Source organism: Flexivirga endophytica, assembly GCF_014640635.1.
In the GTDB taxonomy this organism is placed as follows: domain Bacteria; phylum Actinomycetota; class Actinomycetes; order Actinomycetales; family Dermatophilaceae; genus Flexivirga; species Flexivirga endophytica.
In genome coordinates, this window is sequence record NZ_BMHI01000006.1 from 128,055 (window position 1) to 144,743 (window position 16,689).

The 16,689-nt window shown below is 67.0% G+C and carries 14 protein-coding genes; 1 reads left to right on the plus strand and 13 read right to left on the minus strand.

What is annotated here, in order from left to right; translation table 11 throughout:
* Positions 1–153 precede the first annotated feature (153 nt).
* Positions 154–798, plus strand: a complete 645-nt coding sequence (locus IEX71_RS18920) for a hypothetical protein (RefSeq protein ID WP_188838636.1) — start codon at positions 154–156, stop codon at positions 796–798.
* 304 nt (positions 799–1,102) lie between these two features.
* Here IEX71_RS18920 and IEX71_RS18925 read toward each other — a convergent pair whose 3' ends face one another.
* From IEX71_RS18925 to cpaB, 13 genes are all read right to left on the minus strand, one after another.
* Positions 1,103–1,387 carry a hypothetical protein gene (locus IEX71_RS18925; RefSeq protein WP_229749870.1) on the minus strand — a complete coding sequence of 95 codons (285 nt, stop codon included), beginning with the start codon at positions 1,385–1,387 and terminating at the stop codon, positions 1,103–1,105.
* Positions 1,388–1,649: 262 nt separating this feature from the next.
* Positions 1,650–2,426, minus strand: coding sequence for a phosphate ABC transporter ATP-binding protein PstB (gene pstB, locus IEX71_RS18930; protein ID WP_188838637.1), 777 nt, complete (start codon positions 2,424–2,426; stop codon positions 1,650–1,652).
* Positions 2,427–2,471: 45 nt separating this feature from the next.
* Positions 2,472–3,404 (minus strand): phosphate ABC transporter permease PstA, encoded by a 933-nt coding sequence (gene pstA / locus IEX71_RS18935; protein WP_188838638.1) that lies wholly within the window; start codon positions 3,402–3,404, stop codon positions 2,472–2,474.
* On the minus strand, positions 3,401–4,408 hold the full coding sequence (pstC, locus tag IEX71_RS18940) for a phosphate ABC transporter permease subunit PstC (RefSeq protein ID WP_188838639.1): 1,008 nt from the start codon (positions 4,406–4,408) through the stop codon (positions 3,401–3,403). Before pstC ends, pstA begins: the two co-directional genes overlap by 4 nt.
* 134 nt (positions 4,409–4,542) lie before the next feature.
* On the minus strand, positions 4,543–5,670 hold the full coding sequence (pstS, locus tag IEX71_RS18945) for a phosphate ABC transporter substrate-binding protein PstS (protein ID WP_229749871.1): 1,128 nt from the start codon (positions 5,668–5,670) through the stop codon (positions 4,543–4,545).
* A 165-nt stretch (positions 5,671–5,835) separates the two neighbouring features.
* Entirely contained in the window at positions 5,836–6,792 is a 957-nt protein-coding gene (locus IEX71_RS18950; protein ID WP_229749872.1) for an NUDIX hydrolase, read from the minus strand.
* Positions 6,789–9,056 carry an RNA degradosome polyphosphate kinase gene (locus tag IEX71_RS18955; RefSeq protein ID WP_188838640.1) on the minus strand — a complete coding sequence of 756 codons (2,268 nt, stop codon included), beginning with the start codon at positions 9,054–9,056 and terminating at the stop codon, positions 6,789–6,791. The genes IEX71_RS18950 and IEX71_RS18955 overlap by 4 nt, the downstream gene beginning before the upstream one ends.
* Positions 9,057–9,442: 386 nt before the next feature.
* Complete coding sequence (gene mshD / locus IEX71_RS22595) at positions 9,443–10,393, minus strand: mycothiol synthase (protein ID WP_229749873.1); 951 nt, start codon at positions 10,391–10,393, stop codon at positions 9,443–9,445.
* 56 nt (positions 10,394–10,449) lie between these two features.
* The gene (locus IEX71_RS18965) at positions 10,450–11,370 is read right to left on the minus strand and encodes a type II secretion system F family protein (protein ID WP_188838641.1); all 921 of its coding nucleotides are present in this window, start codon (positions 11,368–11,370) and stop codon (positions 10,450–10,452) included.
* 1 nt (position 11,371) lies between these two features.
* A complete protein-coding gene (locus IEX71_RS18970; RefSeq protein WP_188838642.1) occupies positions 11,372–13,315 on the minus strand; it encodes a type II secretion system F family protein in 1,944 nt (647 codons plus the stop codon).
* Entirely contained in the window at positions 13,312–14,691 is a 1,380-nt protein-coding gene (locus IEX71_RS18975; protein WP_188838643.1) for a TadA family conjugal transfer-associated ATPase, read from the minus strand. The genes IEX71_RS18970 and IEX71_RS18975 overlap by 4 nt, the downstream gene beginning before the upstream one ends.
* Entirely contained in the window at positions 14,688–15,854 is a 1,167-nt protein-coding gene (locus tag IEX71_RS18980) for a CpaE/TadZ family protein (RefSeq protein ID WP_188838644.1), read from the minus strand. Before IEX71_RS18980 ends, IEX71_RS18975 begins: the two co-directional genes overlap by 4 nt.
* On the minus strand, positions 15,851–16,684 hold the full coding sequence (cpaB, locus tag IEX71_RS18985) for a Flp pilus assembly protein CpaB (protein ID WP_188838645.1): 834 nt from the start codon (positions 16,682–16,684) through the stop codon (positions 15,851–15,853). Before cpaB ends, IEX71_RS18980 begins: the two co-directional genes overlap by 4 nt.
* Positions 16,685–16,689 lie beyond the last annotated feature (5 nt).

Genomic DNA, 16,689 nt, shown 5'->3' on the forward strand with positions numbered 1-16,689 from the left:
AGGGTGTCCCGAAGTGCCGACGGTCGGTCGGTGGGGACGGGTTGGGGGCTGGAGGGTGTCCCGAAGTGCCGACGGTCGGTCTGTCGTCTCGTCGAGTTCTCCTGCGCCGTCGCCCTCGCCTACGGTGGAAGGCGATGACAGAGGGATTCGGGAATGACTGATGAAGAAGAGCCGCGCAGGCCGCGACGGCCGGCGATGTTCAGCCCCGGCGCGCTCGACGCGCAGGCTTCCAGTGGTGTCGATCCCGCGGAAGTGTCGGCGATCGCGCATGAGACCGCTGCGGTCCTGGTCGGCAGGGGCCGCGCGACGGACGATCCCGAGCTGACCAGACGCCTCGTCAGCCTGGTCGACGAACTCGGTATGGCGACCGTGGCCGAGCTGTGGGCCGGCCGGCCCGCAGTCAGCCTGCCCGGTGCGCTGTGGCGGCTGTACGCCATACACGAGTCGGTGCGCCGGGACGCGGTCGGCGCTGCAGCCGACTACGACCTGGGCCGGCAGTTGGCCGATGTCCAGCACGTGATCGCCGGCGCAGCGGAGCCGCCGTCGCCGGAGGCGTTGCGCGATCTGGTCGACGCGATCCTGACCGGCGTCTTCGACGGCGACCTGGCGGTGGCGCTGGAACGCGCGGCCGCCTTCTGCCGGATCATCTCGGTGGGGCGGGCGCATCGCGCCGACGAGCGCGATGGCCACGACGAGCGCGGCGCGGGAGAGGCGACACGCAGTGCGGCGGCCTTGCTGGACACCGCGGGGGACCTGGAGCGGGCCGCGTCGGCGTGGCGCGCGGGAAATCTCGACTGACCGCGGTGCGGTGTCGGTGATTTTGGGACGACGGTCGTTTGTAAAGAGCGGGTGTGGCTGCGGGTCTGGTGATTTTGGGACGACGGTCGTTTGTAAAGAGCGGGTGTGGCTGCGGGTCTGGTGATTTTGGGACGACAGTCGTCCCTGAAGTCGGTGCGTCGGGCCGGGAGCGCCTCACGGCGCACGGCCGCTCGTAGCGGCTATTTTTGGGACCCGGGGCTGCCGCGGCCCGACGCACCATGAAGCCTAACGGCGTCGTTGCGCGGGATGTTCCTGCCCCGGGCGATCGATTTTCCGGCGTCGGTCAGCGGTGGTCGGTGACGCCCAGCATGACCTTGCCCTTGCCCGTGCAGTCCGCGCGGTGCTCACGGGCATCACCGCGGGCCTTGTCGCGGGATCGCCGGGCCCGGCCGGTCCAGTCGCAGCTCTTGCAGTAGCCGAACGCGAAACTGCCGTCTTCGCGGGTGAGTTCGTCCTCGAGCGGCACCAGCGGGGTCGTGGTCTTGTGACCGTGCGAGTCGGCGACCTTCAAGGTGTTGCCCTTGCGGGCGCGGAACCGCGGGCGACGGCTCTCCTTGTTGTTGACCACCCGTAAATGATGCAGGAACGCGGAGCGAACCGCACGCGTGGGGCAGGTGAACAGCCGCGTTTGTGGCGGGTCTCACGGAGATGGACGTGCGTTCATCTCATGCGGTATGGCGGACGACGGCTGCAGCGTGGTGAGCGGCCAGAACAAGCAAGCGGACGACAAGCGGACGGCGCGGAGACGACGACCGATAGTGAAGGGGCGGGGCAACGAGCGAGCTCGTTGCCCCGCCCCTTCACTATCGCGAGGAGTAGAAGCAGAAAACTCAGCCGAACCGACCGGAGATGTAGTCCTCGGTGGCCTTCTTGCTGGGGTTGTTGAAGATCTGCTGCGTGTCGTCCATCTCGATCAGGTTGCCGGGCTTGCCGGTGGCCTCGAGGTTGAAGAACGCGGTGCGATCCGAGACGCGCGCGGCCTGCTGCATGTTGTGCGTGACGATGACGATGGTGAACTGCTCCTTGAGCTGCGTCACCAGGTCCTCGATGGCCAGCGTCGAGATCGGGTCGAGCGCGGAGCACGGCTCGTCCATCAGCAGCACCTGCGGCTCGACGGCGATGGCCCGTGCGATGCACAGCCGCTGCTGCTGGCCACCGGACAGGCCGGCGCCGGGCTTGCTCAGCCGGTCCTTGACTTCGTTCCAGAGGTTGGCGCCGACGAGCGACTCCTCGACCTTCTGGTCCAGGACCTTCTTGTTCTTCACACCGTTGAGCCGCAGTCCCGCGATCACGTTGTCCCGGATGGACATGGTGGGGAACGGGTTCGGGCGCTGGAAGACCATGCCGACGGTGCGTCGCACGGCGACCGGGTCGACCGATGCCGCGTAGAGGTCCTCGTCGTCGAGCATGACCTTGCCCTCGACACGGCCGCCCGGGGTGACCTCGTGCATCCGGTTCAGCGTGCGCAGGAAGGTCGACTTGCCGCAACCGGACGGGCCGATGAAGGCCGTGACCGAGCGTGGTTCGACGGTCATCGTGACGCCTTCGACGGCCTTGAAGTCGCTGTAGAAGACGTTCAGGTCCTTGACGTCGATTCGCTTACCCATGAAGTGTCTTTCCTCGTTCCGCGTGGGAGTCGCCGCGGTGGCGGCTCAGCCCTTGACCTTGGTGAAGTGGCCGATGAGGCGGCCGATCAGGTTGATGACCAGCACGAGCAGGATCAGGGTGCAGGCCGCACCCCACACTCGGTCGGCGCTGACCGGGTCGCCGGCCATGTTGGGCAGGTTGGTGTTGATCAGAGTCGGCAACGCTGCGATGTTGCCGGAGAAGAGATTCTGGTTCAGGAACTGCGAGTACTGCGCCAGGATCAGCAGCGGCGCCGTCTCACCGGCGACGCGTGCGAAACCGAGCAGCGAGCCGGTCACGATGCCCGAGAACGACGTCGGCAGGACGACCTTGACGATCGTCTTCCACTTCGGCACACCCAGTGCGTATGACGCCTCGCGCAACTCGTTGGGGACGAGTTTGAGCATCTCCTCGGTGGACCGGCAGACGACCGGCACCATCAGCAGCACAAGCGCCAGCGACGAGCCGAAACCGTTGAGCTGCCAACCGAAGAACGTCACCCAGATGGCGTAGATGAACAGGCCGGCGACGATCGAGGGCACGCCGGACAGGATGTCGACCATGAAGCTGATGGCTCGGGCGGCGCCACCGCGGCCGTACTCGACCAGGTAGATCGCGGTCATGACCGCGATCGGGATGGCGATCACGGAGGTGCCGAGCGCGATCATCAGCGTGCCCACGATCGCGTGCCGCGCGCCGCGCACGTTGTGGTCGAAGCCGGGAGCGCCGACGCCGGACTGGTCCTTCTGCCACCACGTGGCGTCGAGCATCGGGCTCAGACCCCGGGACAGCACGGTCCACAGGATCCAGCCCAGCGGGATGAGAGCGATGAGGAAGGCGCCCCAGATGACGACTCCGGCGATGCTGTTCTTCAGCGTGCGCAGGCCCGATCTGCCCTGGGCGAGACCGCCGAGATCGCCGGTCGGCGCCGGTGCAATTTCCTTCGTGTCAATGCTCATTCGGTGAAGGCCTTCTTACGCTCGATGACGACCCGCGCCAGCGCGTTGACCAAGAAGGTCAGCACGAAGAGCACGAGGCCGGCTGCGACATACGCGCCGGTGCCGAGACCCGGGGTGAACTCCGAGGCGCTGTTGGCGATCTTCGACGCGAAGGTGTCACCGCCGTTGAAGAGCGACCAGGTCCACTTCGAACCCTCCGGCAGCGACGACAGGATGTAGAGGACCGCGACGGTCTCACCGAGTGCGCGGCCCAGGCCCAGCATGGTCGCGCTGATGATGCCGGTCTTGCCGAAGGGCAGCACCGCGGTGCGGATCATCTCCCACTTGGTCGCACCGAGTGCCAGTGCGGCCTCCCGGTGCGCCATCGGCGCCTGGTTGAAGACTTCGCGGGTGAGTGCGGTGACGATCGGCAGGACCATGATCGACAGGACGATGCCGGCCAGGAAAATCGTCGTGCCGCCCCCGACGCCGCCGACCCGGTCGAAGAGCGGGATCCAGCCGAAGACGTCGGAGATCCAGGACTGCACGTGCTCGAACTTCGGGGCGACGATGAAGTAGCCCCACAGGCCGTAGACGATCGAGGGCACCGCGGCCAGCAGGTCGATGAGCGAGGCGGCGGCCCCGGACAACCACTTGGGCGCGTACTGCGTGAGGAAGAGCGCGATCGCGACGGCGAACGGCACGGCGATGACCAATGCCACGACCGAGGTGGCGACCGTCGTCCAGAGCATCTGCACGATGCCGAACTTGCGCGCGGACACCTGCCATTGGCGGCTGGTGAGGAAGTTGACCTTGTCCTCGCCGATGGCGGGGATGGCCTGGAAGAGCAGGAACAGCCCGACCAGCACCACCATCGCGATGACGATCAGGCCGCTGCCGGTCGCGGCGCCGGCGAAGAGCCGGTCCCCGCGGCGACCGGTGCCGGCGCCGTCACCGCGTAGCGGTGGGCGGCCGTCGGGGTCGGGCAACTCGTCGGCGAGTGATGCGCCGGTCGATGAACTCATCTGGTCTCCGTGAACTGCGCGGCGTGTTCAAACATGACGGTGGAACATTTCGTGGTGTCGGGCCTGGGCCTGACGCGCGCCAGCGGGGGTGTCGCTCTCGTGCGAACACCCCCGCAAGCTTTGCACGTCTTTGATCAGCTGATCGAGTTGATCGACTCGACGACCTTGGACTGGATCGGTGCCGGCAGGGGCGCCGCGCCCACACCGGTCAGCTGCTTCTGGAACTCCGAGGAAGCCATGTAGGACAGGAACGCCTTGACATTCTTGGCCTTCGTGGCGTCGCTGTACTTCGAGCAGACGACCTCGTAGGTGACCAGGACGATCGGGTAGGCACCCTCGGCCTTGGTCTTGTAGTCGATCTTCAGCGACAGGTCCTTGCCCTTGCCGACGACCTTCGCGGCCTCGACGGCCTTGCCGGCCGAGTCGGCGGTCAGCTTGACGCCGTCGACCGAGGCCATGTCCAGCTTGTTCTGGATGGCGTAGCCCCACTCGACATACCCGATGCCACCGTCGGTGGCCTTGACGGCACTGGCGACACCGGCGGTCTTGGCCTTGCCCTGGCCGACGGAACCCTTCCAGGTCTTGTCGTGCTTGTCCGGCCAGTTCGCCGGGTCGACGGTGTTCATGTAGTTGGTGAAGTTGTCGGTGGTGCCCGAGGAGTCGGAGCGGAAGAACACCGAGATCTTGGTGCCGGGCAGGTCCACGCCCTTGTTGGCGGCCTTGATGGCCGGGTCGTTCCAGGTCTTGATCTTGCCGGAGAAGATCTTGGCGATCAGCTGCGGCGTCAGGTTGAGCTTGCCGACACCCTTGACGTTGTAGGACACGGCGATCGGGCCGGTGACCATCGGGATGTCGAGTGCGTCGGACTTGCACGCGGTCTTGGCCTTGGCCGGCTCACCCTTGTCGGGGTTGAGCGCGGAGTCGGAGCCGGCGAAGTCGACCTGCTTGGCGATGAACTTGGTGATGCCTGCGCCGGAGCCGGTGCCGTTGTAGGTGATCTTCGCGCCGTTGCACTTGGCCTGGTAGCTCGAGATGGCCTGGGTGATCGCGTTCTGCTGGGCGGTGGATCCCTCGGCGGAGAGGCTGCCGGAGAAGCAGCTCGTGTCCGCGGAGCTGCCGGAGCCGCCGGACGACGACGCGGCGGCGCCGCTGTTGTTCGCCGTGTTGCTGGAGTCGTCGTTGGAGGCGCTGCCACAGGCCGAGAGCGCGAGCGCTGCTGCGACGGCCAAGCCGGAAGCGCGACCAATGCGCGTGATCTTCAAGAGAACTGCCTTCCACACAATGAAGTCGGTCGGGCCGGCCACGTCGGCCGGTCAAGCGTGACCGTAGGGAAGCAGGGTGACCGGTTACCACCTCGGTGGTGAACGGCGGGTGAACGAGTCGCGACACATTGAGGAGTGTCCGGCGGACGTCTTACCAGGAAATGGTCAGGCCGGTGTATGGCGCTCGACGCTGAGCACCCGCGCGGCCCGGCCACGGCCGGAGATCTGGCACACCAGCGCTTCACCCTTGGTCATGCCGTCCTCGGCGGCGACCGCGAGGATCTCGTGGACTTCGCTGTCCGGTTCGGCGGTGTCGCGCAGTCGCTCCAGCACCGCGGGCAGCACCGGCCGGTGGGTGCACAGCGCGGCCGGCTCGCCGCGTTTGAGCAACCGCTTGAGGTTGCGGACGGCGCGGTCCGGCTCCTTGTCGAAGATCTCCTCGGACAGTCCGGCCTTCGTGCGCAGGCGGATGCCGGCGGCGGCGGCATACGGCTGCACGGTGGCGAAGCAACGCGCGGACGGCGAGGTGATCAGGCGCTCGATGCCGTATGCCGCGAGGACCGGCACCAAGGCCAGCGCCTGGCGCCGGCCGGTGTCGTCCAAGGGCCGCAACGGGTCGTCGCCGTCCCACTGCTTGCGGGGCACCGAGTCGGCATGCCGGACCACGGCCAGCGGCCAGGTCTGCAGCTTGCCGGCCCGGTCGGCATCGATCACGGCCTGCAGCTGCATCGCGTCGCGCACGTAGCTCAACCGGGTCTGCGCCTGTGCCGGGGTGAGCCAGGCGACCTCGTCGATCTCGTTCTCGAGGTCGCCGCTGCCGCTCATCACCTCGGCCGCCCAGTAGCGGATCTCCTTGAGTTTGCCCTGCTGCATCGAGTAGACCGAACGCGGCAGAGGTATGCCGATCCGTGGCCGAAAGCCGGTCTCCTCCAACACTTCTCGTGCTGCTGCTTCGATCCACGTCTCGCCCGGATCCAGCTTGCCCTTGGCCCAGGACCAGTCGTCGTACTTCGGCCGGTGCACGAGCGCAACCTGCAGCTGGTCGCCCTCGCGGCGCCACAGCACGGCTCCCGCAGCCGCCACGGTGCCGGATCGCAGCGCGGACGCTGACGTCGTGGTCACCGCCGGCGGGCCTTGCGCTTGCGCTTGGCGTAGCTGGCCATCAGGTCGGACTGCAGGTCACGCAGCGGGGTGCCCTCGGCGTCGAGGTGGTGGCGTTCCCAGCGGGCGTCGCCGTGCAGGTGCCAGGAGGAGGTGTCGTCCGACATACCTTCGTCCAGCAGCGCGCCGAGCGTCTCGATGTGCTTGGGCTCGGTGATGCGGACCAGTGCCTCGACCCGGCGGTCGAGGTTGCGGTGCATCATGTCGGCGCTGCCGATGTAGACGATGTCCTCCTCGCCCTCGATGACGAAGCGGAAGACCCGGGAGTGCTCCAGGAAGCGGCCCAGGATCGAGCGGACCCGGATGTTGTCGGACATGCCCTCGACACCCGGTCGCAGCGAGCAGATGCCGCGCACCCAGATGTCGACGTCGGCGCCGGCCATCGACGCGCGGTAGCAGGCGTCGATGATCTCCTCGTCGACCAGCGAGTTGACCTTGATCTGCACCCGCGCCGCCTTGCCCTCGCGGGCGGCGTCGGTGACCCGGTGGATCTTCTCCAGCAGGCCGGTGCGGACCGAGCGCGGTGCGACCAGCAACCGTTTGAACTTGCTGCGCGGCGCCATACCCGACAGTTGGTTGAAGAGGCGGGAGAGGTCTTCGCCGACTTCGCGGTCGCAGGTCAGCAGGCCCAGATCCTCATAGAGGCGAGCGGTTTTGGGGTTGTAGTTGCCGGTGCCGACGTGGGCGTAGCGGCGCATCTCGCCGTTCTCCTCGCGCACCACCAGGCACAGCTTGGCGTGGGTCTTGAGCCCGACCATGCCGTAGACGACGTGCACGCCGGCGCGCTCGAGCTTGCGCGCCCAGGTGATGTTGTTCTCCTCGTCGAAGCGGGCCTTGATCTCGACGACGGCGAGCACCTGCTTGCCCGACTCGGCGGCGTCGATCAGGGAGTCGATGATCGGCGAGTCACCACTGGTGCGATAGAGCGTCTGCTTGATCGCGAGCACGTGTGGGTCGTTGGCGGCCTGCTCGATGAAGGCGACCACCGAGGTGGAGAACGAGTCGTAGGGATGGTGCAGGAGTATGTCGCCCGCCCGCACCGCCGCCATCACGTCGGACTGCGCGGAGCGCTCGACGGGCGCCAGGTCGGGGTGCGGCTTGGCCAGGAACGGCGGGTAGCGCAACTCCGAACGGTCAAGATCCGCAATGATGTTCAGCCCGCGCAGGTCGAGCGGCTCGGGCAGCCGGTAGACCTCGTCGTCGCGGACGTTGAGCTCGCGGACCAGCAGGTCCATGACGTGGTCGTCCATCTCGTCGGCGACCTCGAGGCGGACCGGCGGACCGAACCGGCGTCGGGTGAGCTCCTTCTCCAGTGCGGTCAGGAGGTTCTCGGCGTCGTCCTCCTCGACCTCGAGGTCCTCGTTGCGGGTGACGCGGAAGGTGAAGTGCTCGCGCACCTCCATGCCGGGGAAGAGGTATTGCAGGTGCTCGGCCATGACGTCCTCGATCGCCACGAACCTTGCGTCATACAGCTCGTCCTCGTCCTCGCCGGCCGGCAGTGCCATCAGCCGCGGCAGCAGCGGCGGCACCTTGACGCGGGCGAAGTGCTCGCGGCCGGTCTTGGGGTTGATGAGCACGACGGCGAGGTTGAGCGACAGGCCGGAGATGTAGGGGAAGGGGTGCGCGGGGTCGACCGCCAGCGGCGTCAGCACCGGGTAGATGCGGTTGCGGAAGACCTTGTTGAGGTGGTCGCGGTCCTCGTCGGTCCAGTCGCTGGGGCGCACGATGCGGATGCCGACGTCCGCCAATGCCGGTCGGATGTGCCGCTGGAACATCTTGGCGTGCACCGCCATCAGCTCGTGTGCGGCCTTGCTGATCTCGTCGAGCACCTCGCGCGGCTCGAGCCCGGAGGCGGAGCGCACTGCCAGGCCGGTCGCCATGCGGCGCTTGAGGCCGGCGACCCGGACCATGAAGAACTCGTCGAGGTTGCTGGAGAAGATCGCCATGAAGCGGGCCCGCTCCAGCAACGGCACCAGCGGGTCGGCGGCCAGCTGGAGCACGCGCTCGTTGAACTGCAGCCAGGAGATCTCGCGGTCCAGGAATCGGTCCGAGGGCAGCTCTTCGTCGACCGTCGCGTCGAGCTCCGGCGCGACCCGGATGAAGCGACCGTTGTCGCCGCGCACCCGCTGGGCAGCCCGGGTCTGCAGGCGCACCAGGGACGCATCGCTGGCGGCGGTCTGCGTCGCCGGGTCCTCGGCAGCGCTGGGGGTCGGCTCAGAATCCATGCGCACATCTTCCCAAACACCGCCCCGCCCCGCAGCATCCGCGCCGCGAAACTCGCGGTGGCCACTTGTGGTGGCCGGGGAGACCGGGAAGCAAAGGTGGTCGAGTGCCGGAGGAAGACAAGGTGGTCGAGTGCCGGAGGAAGACAAGGTGGTCGAGTGCCGGAGGAAGACAAGGTGATCGAGTGCCGGAGGAGCGGAGCGGGGGAGGTGTATCGAGACCCCGCGCCATTAGGTGGCCGAGGAGATGGGGGAGCGAAGCGGCACACAAGGTGGTCGAGTGCCGGAGGAGCGGGCGGGGTCCCTGCGAAGTATTCGGAGGAGCGAAGCGGGGGAGAAACTTCGTGGGGTGCCGGAGCGGGGGAGGTGTATCGAGACCCCGCCCCCGGTCAGCCCGCCACGGCATACATGACATCAACCCCGGTGCGCTCGAACCCCAATCTCCTGTATGTCGCAACCGCCGCAGCGTTGTCACCTTCGACATACAGCTCGATGTGCCCGACCCCCTGCTGCTTCAGGTGCGCGAGACCGAGCGCGGTGACGACCTTGCCGAGCCCCTGCCCCTGGTGCCCGGGATCGACGGCGACGACATACACCTCACCGCTGGCCGCTGACCCGACTCGCGGGCTCGCCGTGTCGTCGGCCGAGCTGTGTTTGTTTGCCTCGGCTCCTCCTCCGTCCGACGCTCGCGAGCTCGCGCCGGCCGGCATCGTCACCTCACCTTCGTCGTCCTCGATCTTCGTCCAGTGCGACGCCGCGAGCTCGCCGGTGGCGTCGTCGAAGATCAGGATCAGCCCGGCCGGGTTCCACCACGGCTCGGCCATCCGCTCGTCGAGGTCCTGGCGCGTCATCTTGCCCTGCTCGGGGTGGTAGTCGAAGGCGCGCCGGTTGAGGTCGAGCCAGTTCTCCTCATCGCCGTGACGGAAGGATCGCACGGTGAATCCCTTTGGCACCTCGGGTGATTCGATCGCCGGCGTTGCGTTCGTGTCGCGGCCCATCTGCCACAGGTTGCGCACCACGGTCAGCTTCGCCGTCGACGCCACCGCCTGCGCTCCGGGCAGGTCGCCGTGCGCCCAGAAGCGTGCATCCGGCCGTTGCTCGAGGACGCCCTGCACGATGCGCGTGCCGTAGCCGTGTCGGCGGCTGTCGGGATCGACGACCAACTCAACGGCGCCGTCGTCGGCGACATACGCACCGGCTGTGACCACGCCGTCAGTGCGTATGACGTGCTGCGGATCGCTGTGCCGCAGCGCCAGCCGGGTCTGCTCGGAGAACGGCTCCACCCCGTCGTATGACGAAGCGCGATCCGCGATGGCCAGAAGATCCTCTGCAACAGTCACTACGCCATCGTGCCGTATGGCGGTGAGGTGCTCAGCGATGCCGGTTGTCCAACGTCTCAGAGGCTGGAGTGCGAGAACATCTGGAAGATGCGAATGGCACCGGGCCCGATGACGACCACCATGAGTGCCGGGAAGATGCACAGAATCAGCGGGAAGAGGATCTTCACCGTGACCTTCTGGGCCTGGGCTTCGGCCCGCTGTCGTCGCGACAGCCGCATGGCCGAAGTCTGCTCCCGGAGCACAGCGGCGATCGGGATGCCCAGTTTGTCGGCCTGCGCGATAGCCGTCACGAAGCTCTTCACCTCGGGCAGGTTCACCCGGGCGCCGAGGCCACGGAATGCCTCGCTGCGAGAGGTCCCGATTTGGATCTCGGCTGTCATGCGAGCAAGTTCACCAGCGATAGGTCCCTTCACGCTCCGGGATACCTCCACCAGTGCCGCGTCAAAGCCTTGGCCGGCCTCGACACAGATCGTGAGCATGTCGAGAGTCTCGGCGAAGCCGCGCATCACCTGCTCCTTGCGGTGCAGCGCGGCGTTGTAGAGCAACGCATCGGGCACGAAGAAGAACAGACCACCGAGAAGCACCGCGAAGAACGCACCTTGAAGGGTGAGGCCACCGCCGAGTAGCGAGCCGAGAACCATCCCGATGACGACGCCGACGCCCTTGGCGCCCAATAGACGCTCGACCGTCCACGGCACTGGGTGGCCGGCCCGGTCCAAACTGCGTGCCAATCGGTCGCTGACCGACGTCGGAGCGAATCGTCGGGTGGCCTGGGCAGCCCAACAGAAGAGCAGGTCGACAAGGCCCTCGTCCCGATTGGCGGCGCCCATTCCTGTTGACCCGCCGACCGGCGCGCCCTGGATCAGGGCAAGTGATTTCGACACGGTTTGCGTGTCATCGCTCGGTCGCAAGAGCAGAACAACCGCGAGCAGGATCGCCACACCGATCAGGCCGGCGCCAGCGTAGACGACAGTCATGTCATACCTCGATCTGCACGGTTTTGCGCATCCAGAGCGTGCCGATGACCATCAGCACACACGTGCCGATCAGCATTACCAGGCCGGCGACGGTGGTCCACAACAACTCGATATAGGCGTGGTTGACCAACATCATGTAGAAGAAGAGGAGGATTGGCAGAGCGATCAGTATCGCCGCAGAGAGTCGTCCTTCCGCTGACAACGCGGCTACCTGACCGCGTAGGGCTTCGCGTTCGCGCAGCGTGTGCGCGGTGGTGTCCAGCGTCTCGGCGAGGTTGCCGCCGACCTGCCGCTGGATCCGGATCGCCATCACCGCCATGTGCAAGCTCTCGGTGCCCATGCGGGTCGCGAGCTCGTCGAGTGCATCGGCGAGATCCGACCCGATCCGCACCTGGGCCAGGGCCCGGGACAGTTCCTTCGCGGCCGGCTCCGCGGCATCCCGGGAGACCGCCTCGAGTGCCTGCGGCAGACCGAAGCCGCTGCGCAGACTGGTCGCAACCAGGGTGAGCACTTGCGGCAGCTGCGCCTCAAACGCGCGTGTGCGTCGAGACGCCTTGAAGCGCAGGTACGCGACTGGGAGAGCGAAGCCGGCGATCGCGCCGATGGCGCCCCCGAAGACAGCTGCATCACCGAAGAGGAGAGTGCCCGCGACCGCCCCGAAGATGACCGCCAACACCCGCAGGACGAACCATTCACCGGCGCGCAACGGGAGGTCTGCCCGCTGTATCAACTGCATGGTACGGGCGGTGGCTTCGCGCTTGCCCATGATGCGGTCGCCGAGTCCCACGAGCGCTTCGCGAGTGCCGGACGGACCACGCTGTTGCGTCTTCTGCACCTGATGTGCGGCCGCATCAAGGTAGGACAGGACCGGAGCGATGCGGCGCTCGCGGCGGGTGCGGATAGTCGGTGCCAGCAGCACATAGGTCAGCAGGAAGATCGCGACGGCGAGCAGCGCTCCGCCGAGCCAGACAACCCATGGCGGCGATCCGATGCTTAGCGTCGGGGCAGCCCCGGCCGGTGCCGCGCTCGGCGATGTGGCTGGCGCGGTGATTGCTCCGAAACTGACGCGTTGGCTCACGGTGAACGGCTGTCCAGATGCCGTGCCGCGGAGAGTCAGCTGGTGATCCCCGGCCAGCGACGCGGCCGGGGACAAGGTGAACTGCGACTGGGAGTTGAGCGCCTGAGCCGAGGACCGGAATGCTGCAGCCACGCCGGCAGTGTCGGTGGCGAGCACGTCGGAACCACCACCTGCTTTTGCGAACTGGGCGAGGGCCTTCTCGGCGCCCGGGTCGGTGTTGTTGAACCTCACGACGTCGACCCGGATCCCCCTGGCCTGTAACAACGCACTGCCGGCGCTGAGGTCCTTGGCAGGTTGATTGCTCTCGGTGTCCGCGCCGTCGCTGAGCAGCACGATGCTGCGATCGCCAGACGTTCCAACGGTTTTCGCAGCTTGCTGAGTTGCGTCATACAGTGCGGTGTTGCCGTTCGCCCGCAACCCGTCGACGGCTTGCTGGACGGCGACACGGTTGGTGGTCGGCTTGAGGACCAGCTTCGAGGAAGAGGCGAAGCTCAGCACGCCGACCTTGACGTCGGACGGCACCTCCTGGAGATAGACCGCAGCGGCCTGCCGCACGGTCTGCATGCCGGCGGTGCCCATCGAGCCGCTCGTGTCGATCAGCAGCAGCGCGGTGCGCTGCAGATGACTTGTTCCCTGCACGGTGATCGGCACCGACTTCCCGTCAACCGTCGCGGTGACGGACTTCGGGTCGACCTGCACAACCTGCTTGGCGCGGAAGGTCAGCACGCCCTGATAGCTGCCGCCGGTGGACCGGAGATCGCCGATGGTGCCTTTCGGGGTGCTGTCGGCACCGGCAGGTGCCGCCCAACCGAGGCTGGCCGCGGCAGCGATCAGCGAGGCGAGCAGGACCCGGTGGCGTCTCGTCATGGCGCGGAGGGGGAGAAGAAGTGGATCGGCACCTCGAGTCCGTGATCGGACAGCTCCTGCACCAGCTTGGGTCGTATGCCGGTGGGGACGAGTTGGCCGCGGAAACGGCCGTGCTCGTCCCGGCCGGCGGAGTAGTCGAAGGTGAAGAGGTCCTGCAAGGTGATCACGCCGGACTCCATGCCGACGACCTCGGTGATCGCGACAATCCGGCGACTCCCGTCCTTGAGGCGGGTCTGCTGGACGATCAGGTCGACCGCGCTGGAGACCTGCTCGCGGATGGCCCGCACCGGCAGGTCGACGCCGGCCATCAGCACCATGGTCTCGAGCCGGGACAGCGAATCGCGGGGACTGTTGGCGTGGACGGTCGTCAGCGATCCGTCGTGGCCGGTGTTCATCGCCTGCAGCATGTCGAGTGCAGCTCCGTCGCGGACCTCACCGACGATGATCCGATCGGGTCGCATACGCAGCGAGTTGCGCACCAGGTCGCGGATCTCGATCGCCCCGCGGCCCTCGATGTTCGGCGGGCGGGCCTCCATGCGGAGCACGTGCTCCTGACGCAACTGCAACTCCGCGGCGTCCTCGATGGTGACGATGCGCTCCTCCTCGGGGAGGAAACCACTGAGCACGTTGAGGGTGGTGGTCTTGCCCGAGCCGGTGCCTCCGGAGATGACGATGTTGCGCCGACCCAGCACACACATCCGCAAGAAGTCCCGGACGGTCTCGCTCATCGTGCCGAAGGCGATCAGGTCGTTGTCGGTGAACGGGTCGGCGGCGAACTTGCGGATGGTCAGCAGCGCGCCGTCCAGGGCCACCGGCGCGACCACCGCATTGACGCGGGAGCCGTCGGGCAGCCGGGCGTCGACCATCGGGCTGGATTCGTCGACCCGCCTACCGACCCGCGCGACGATCTTGTCGATGGTGCGGCGCAGGTGCGCGTCATCGCTGAAGGTCGCATTCGTGGCATGGAGCCGGCCGTCGCGCTCGACGAAGATGTCCAAGGGGCCGTTGACCATGATCTCGGTGATGTCCGGGTCGCGCAGGTACGGCTCCAACGGACCGTGCCCGAGGATGTCGTCGGAGATCTCTTGCGCGATGCGAGTCCGGTCGGCATGTGCCATTGGCGTCTGTTCGGCGTCGATGACGCTCTGCAAAGTGGCGCGCACTTTGGTCGCGAGCTCAGCTTCCGGCAAGTTGGGGTCGTAGAGCCTGGGGCCGAGCGACTCCAACAGCGCTTGGTGCACTCGGTCCTTGACCGGTGCGAAGGCGTCACGGGTCCGGTGGTGCCGTCCGACCCGCGACAACTGCGCCGGAGCCGTGGAGGTGACGTCGCGCTGTGCCTGTCGGGCCAGATCGATGCGTGCTGCGAGATTGGTCATTTCGCCCTCCTGCGACGACCGATTCGCCTGCTGCCGTTGCGAGTCGGCTCTTCGCCGAAGCGCGGCCGAACCTTGTGGTCGGCGAATTCGCGCAGCGCCGTCGCGAACGGATTCTTGGGCTCGTCGACGGCGAGCACCACGCCACGGTTGGAAGCCGCCGGCACACTCATCGTGTTGGGCAGGCCGACGCTGACCGGGTAACCGATGGCGCTCTCCACGTCTTTGGCGGACAGGCCGACCTTCAGGTCGGCACGGTTGAGCACCAGCAATCTGTTCTGCTGCGGCGCGCCGAGCGTGTCGAGGGTGTTGATCGCCAGGCGCAGGTTCTTTACGGCCGGTATATCGAGGGTCGATACCAGGACCAGCAGGTCGCTGAGATCGAAGGCACCCAGCACGTGCTCGGGCATCGACGGCGGCATATCCAGGACGACATAGTCGTACGTGCTGCGAGCCAGCCGGATCAGCTCGCTGACTAGATCGGCCGGCACCCGATCGGCATCCGCCGGGTCGTGCGGGGCCACGAGCACGTCCAGCCCGGTGGCCTCGTGTGTCTGCACGACGGACGCCAGGCCCTGACCGTCGAGATGGCCGGTCATCGAGACCAGGTCCATGATCGAGGTGGTCGGCGGCAACTGCAGGCTGATGCCGACATCGCCGAACATCAGGTCGAGGTCGACCAGCAGCGTGCGTGCACCGGTGGTCGCGAAGTGCGCCGCGAGGTTGACAGCGACGGTGGTCTTGCCGACTCCGCCCTTGGCGGAGAATACCGTCACCACATGGCCGCCCGAGCCGGGTTCGCCGGCGGCCACACCGAGCCGGGCGCTCAGCGCTTCACTGCGTCGCACCGCGTCGACCAACGCCGCGTGATCGTCGGCTTGGACGACCTCCCGGATGCCGCTGCGCAGCGCCTGGGTCAGCACGCTCACTTCGAGGCGGTGCCGGAGCAGCACCACGCCGACCGCAGGGCGGTCGATGCGCAGTTGCTCGGCCAGCTCGTAGGCGCTCTCCGCCGGGACCTCAGGACCGATGACCACCAAGTGGTGGTCGCCGCTGCCGACCTCACGGTCGATGCTGGCCGCGTGGGCGACGACGGTGACGTCATCACCAAGGGCGATCCCGAAGGTGTCGATCGCCCCGCGGACGGGTTCCCAGAGGACGGTCATTTCGCACCGGCCAACGTGCCATCGCCCACGGCGGACTTCCCACCGAAGACGTTCCCGTCGTCGATTTCACCCTGGGGATCGACCTTGGTGCCCGTGCCGAGCAGTCCGGCATACAGCGTGTATTGGTTGACAGAGTGCACCAGCTTCACCGACTCCTTCGGGGTGACCGAAACGGTCACCAGGTAGGCCGAGTCGTTCTGGCTGGAGCTGTTGCTCGAGCTCTTCTTCTCGTTGTTGTCCGATGAGTTGCTCGGGTTCTGCAGCGGAGTGCTGCCAAAAGCGATCACCTCGACGTCGGCGAGCAGCACGTTGGTGCCCTTCACGTCGAGGTCGTTGAATGCCTTGGACTTCTCGTCGGCGCCGGTGGACTTGATACCCGCCGTCGCATAGATCACGATGTGCGATCCGGGCGTGATGAAGTTGGCCACCCGCCCGGGTGCGGTGAGCTGCACCGAGATCGCGACCTTGTTGTCTGGCACCGCAATAGCACTGTCACTAGCGGCTTTCGCACCGAACCGAGCGGTCATCACGAATTCACCGGGCTGGATATCGGTCGTAGCAACCAACGTCTGGTTGCTCGCGTCGACGGTTGTCAGGACTCCAGCCGGCCGGCCGCTCCGCGCCACCTTTGTCGCCTTGATCAGCCCGTGGCTCTGCGCATCGGCGAGTGTGGTCCCGGCCGGGACCTCCTTCTTGACGACGTATGCCGTCACTGGGTTCTGTGCATCAACGGCCCGGGCATCCGCGCCATTGACGTAGCTGACCACCAGGAGCGCGCCAACGAGGGCGAGCACCAGTGCGGCCGCGATGGCGACGATCCTTCGTTTCATGAGTC

Excerpts from the sequence above, each read along its gene's own strand:
- IEX71_RS18920 (WP_188838636.1), top strand. The coding sequence starts at position 154 with ATGACTGATGAAGAAGAGCCGCGCAGGCCGCGACGGCCGGCGATGTTC.
- pstB (WP_188838637.1), bottom strand. The coding sequence starts at position 2,426 with ATGGGTAAGCGAATCGACGTCAAGGACCTGAACGTCTTCTACAGCGAC.
- pstA (WP_188838638.1), bottom strand. The coding sequence starts at position 3,404 with ATGAGCATTGACACGAAGGAAATTGCACCGGCGCCGACCGGCGATCTC.
- pstC (WP_188838639.1), bottom strand. The coding sequence starts at position 4,408 with ATGAGTTCATCGACCGGCGCATCACTCGCCGACGAGTTGCCCGACCCC.
- IEX71_RS18955 (WP_188838640.1), bottom strand. The coding sequence starts at position 9,056 with ATGGATTCTGAGCCGACCCCCAGCGCTGCCGAGGACCCGGCGACGCAG.
- IEX71_RS18965 (WP_188838641.1), bottom strand. The coding sequence starts at position 11,370 with ATGACTGTCGTCTACGCTGGCGCCGGCCTGATCGGTGTGGCGATCCTG.
- IEX71_RS18970 (WP_188838642.1), bottom strand. The coding sequence starts at position 13,315 with ATGACGAGACGCCACCGGGTCCTGCTCGCCTCGCTGATCGCTGCCGCG.
- IEX71_RS18975 (WP_188838643.1), bottom strand. The coding sequence starts at position 14,691 with ATGACCAATCTCGCAGCACGCATCGATCTGGCCCGACAGGCACAGCGC.
- IEX71_RS18980 (WP_188838644.1), bottom strand. The coding sequence starts at position 15,854 with ATGACCGTCCTCTGGGAACCCGTCCGCGGGGCGATCGACACCTTCGGG.
- cpaB (WP_188838645.1), bottom strand. The coding sequence starts at position 16,684 with ATGAAACGAAGGATCGTCGCCATCGCGGCCGCACTGGTGCTCGCCCTC.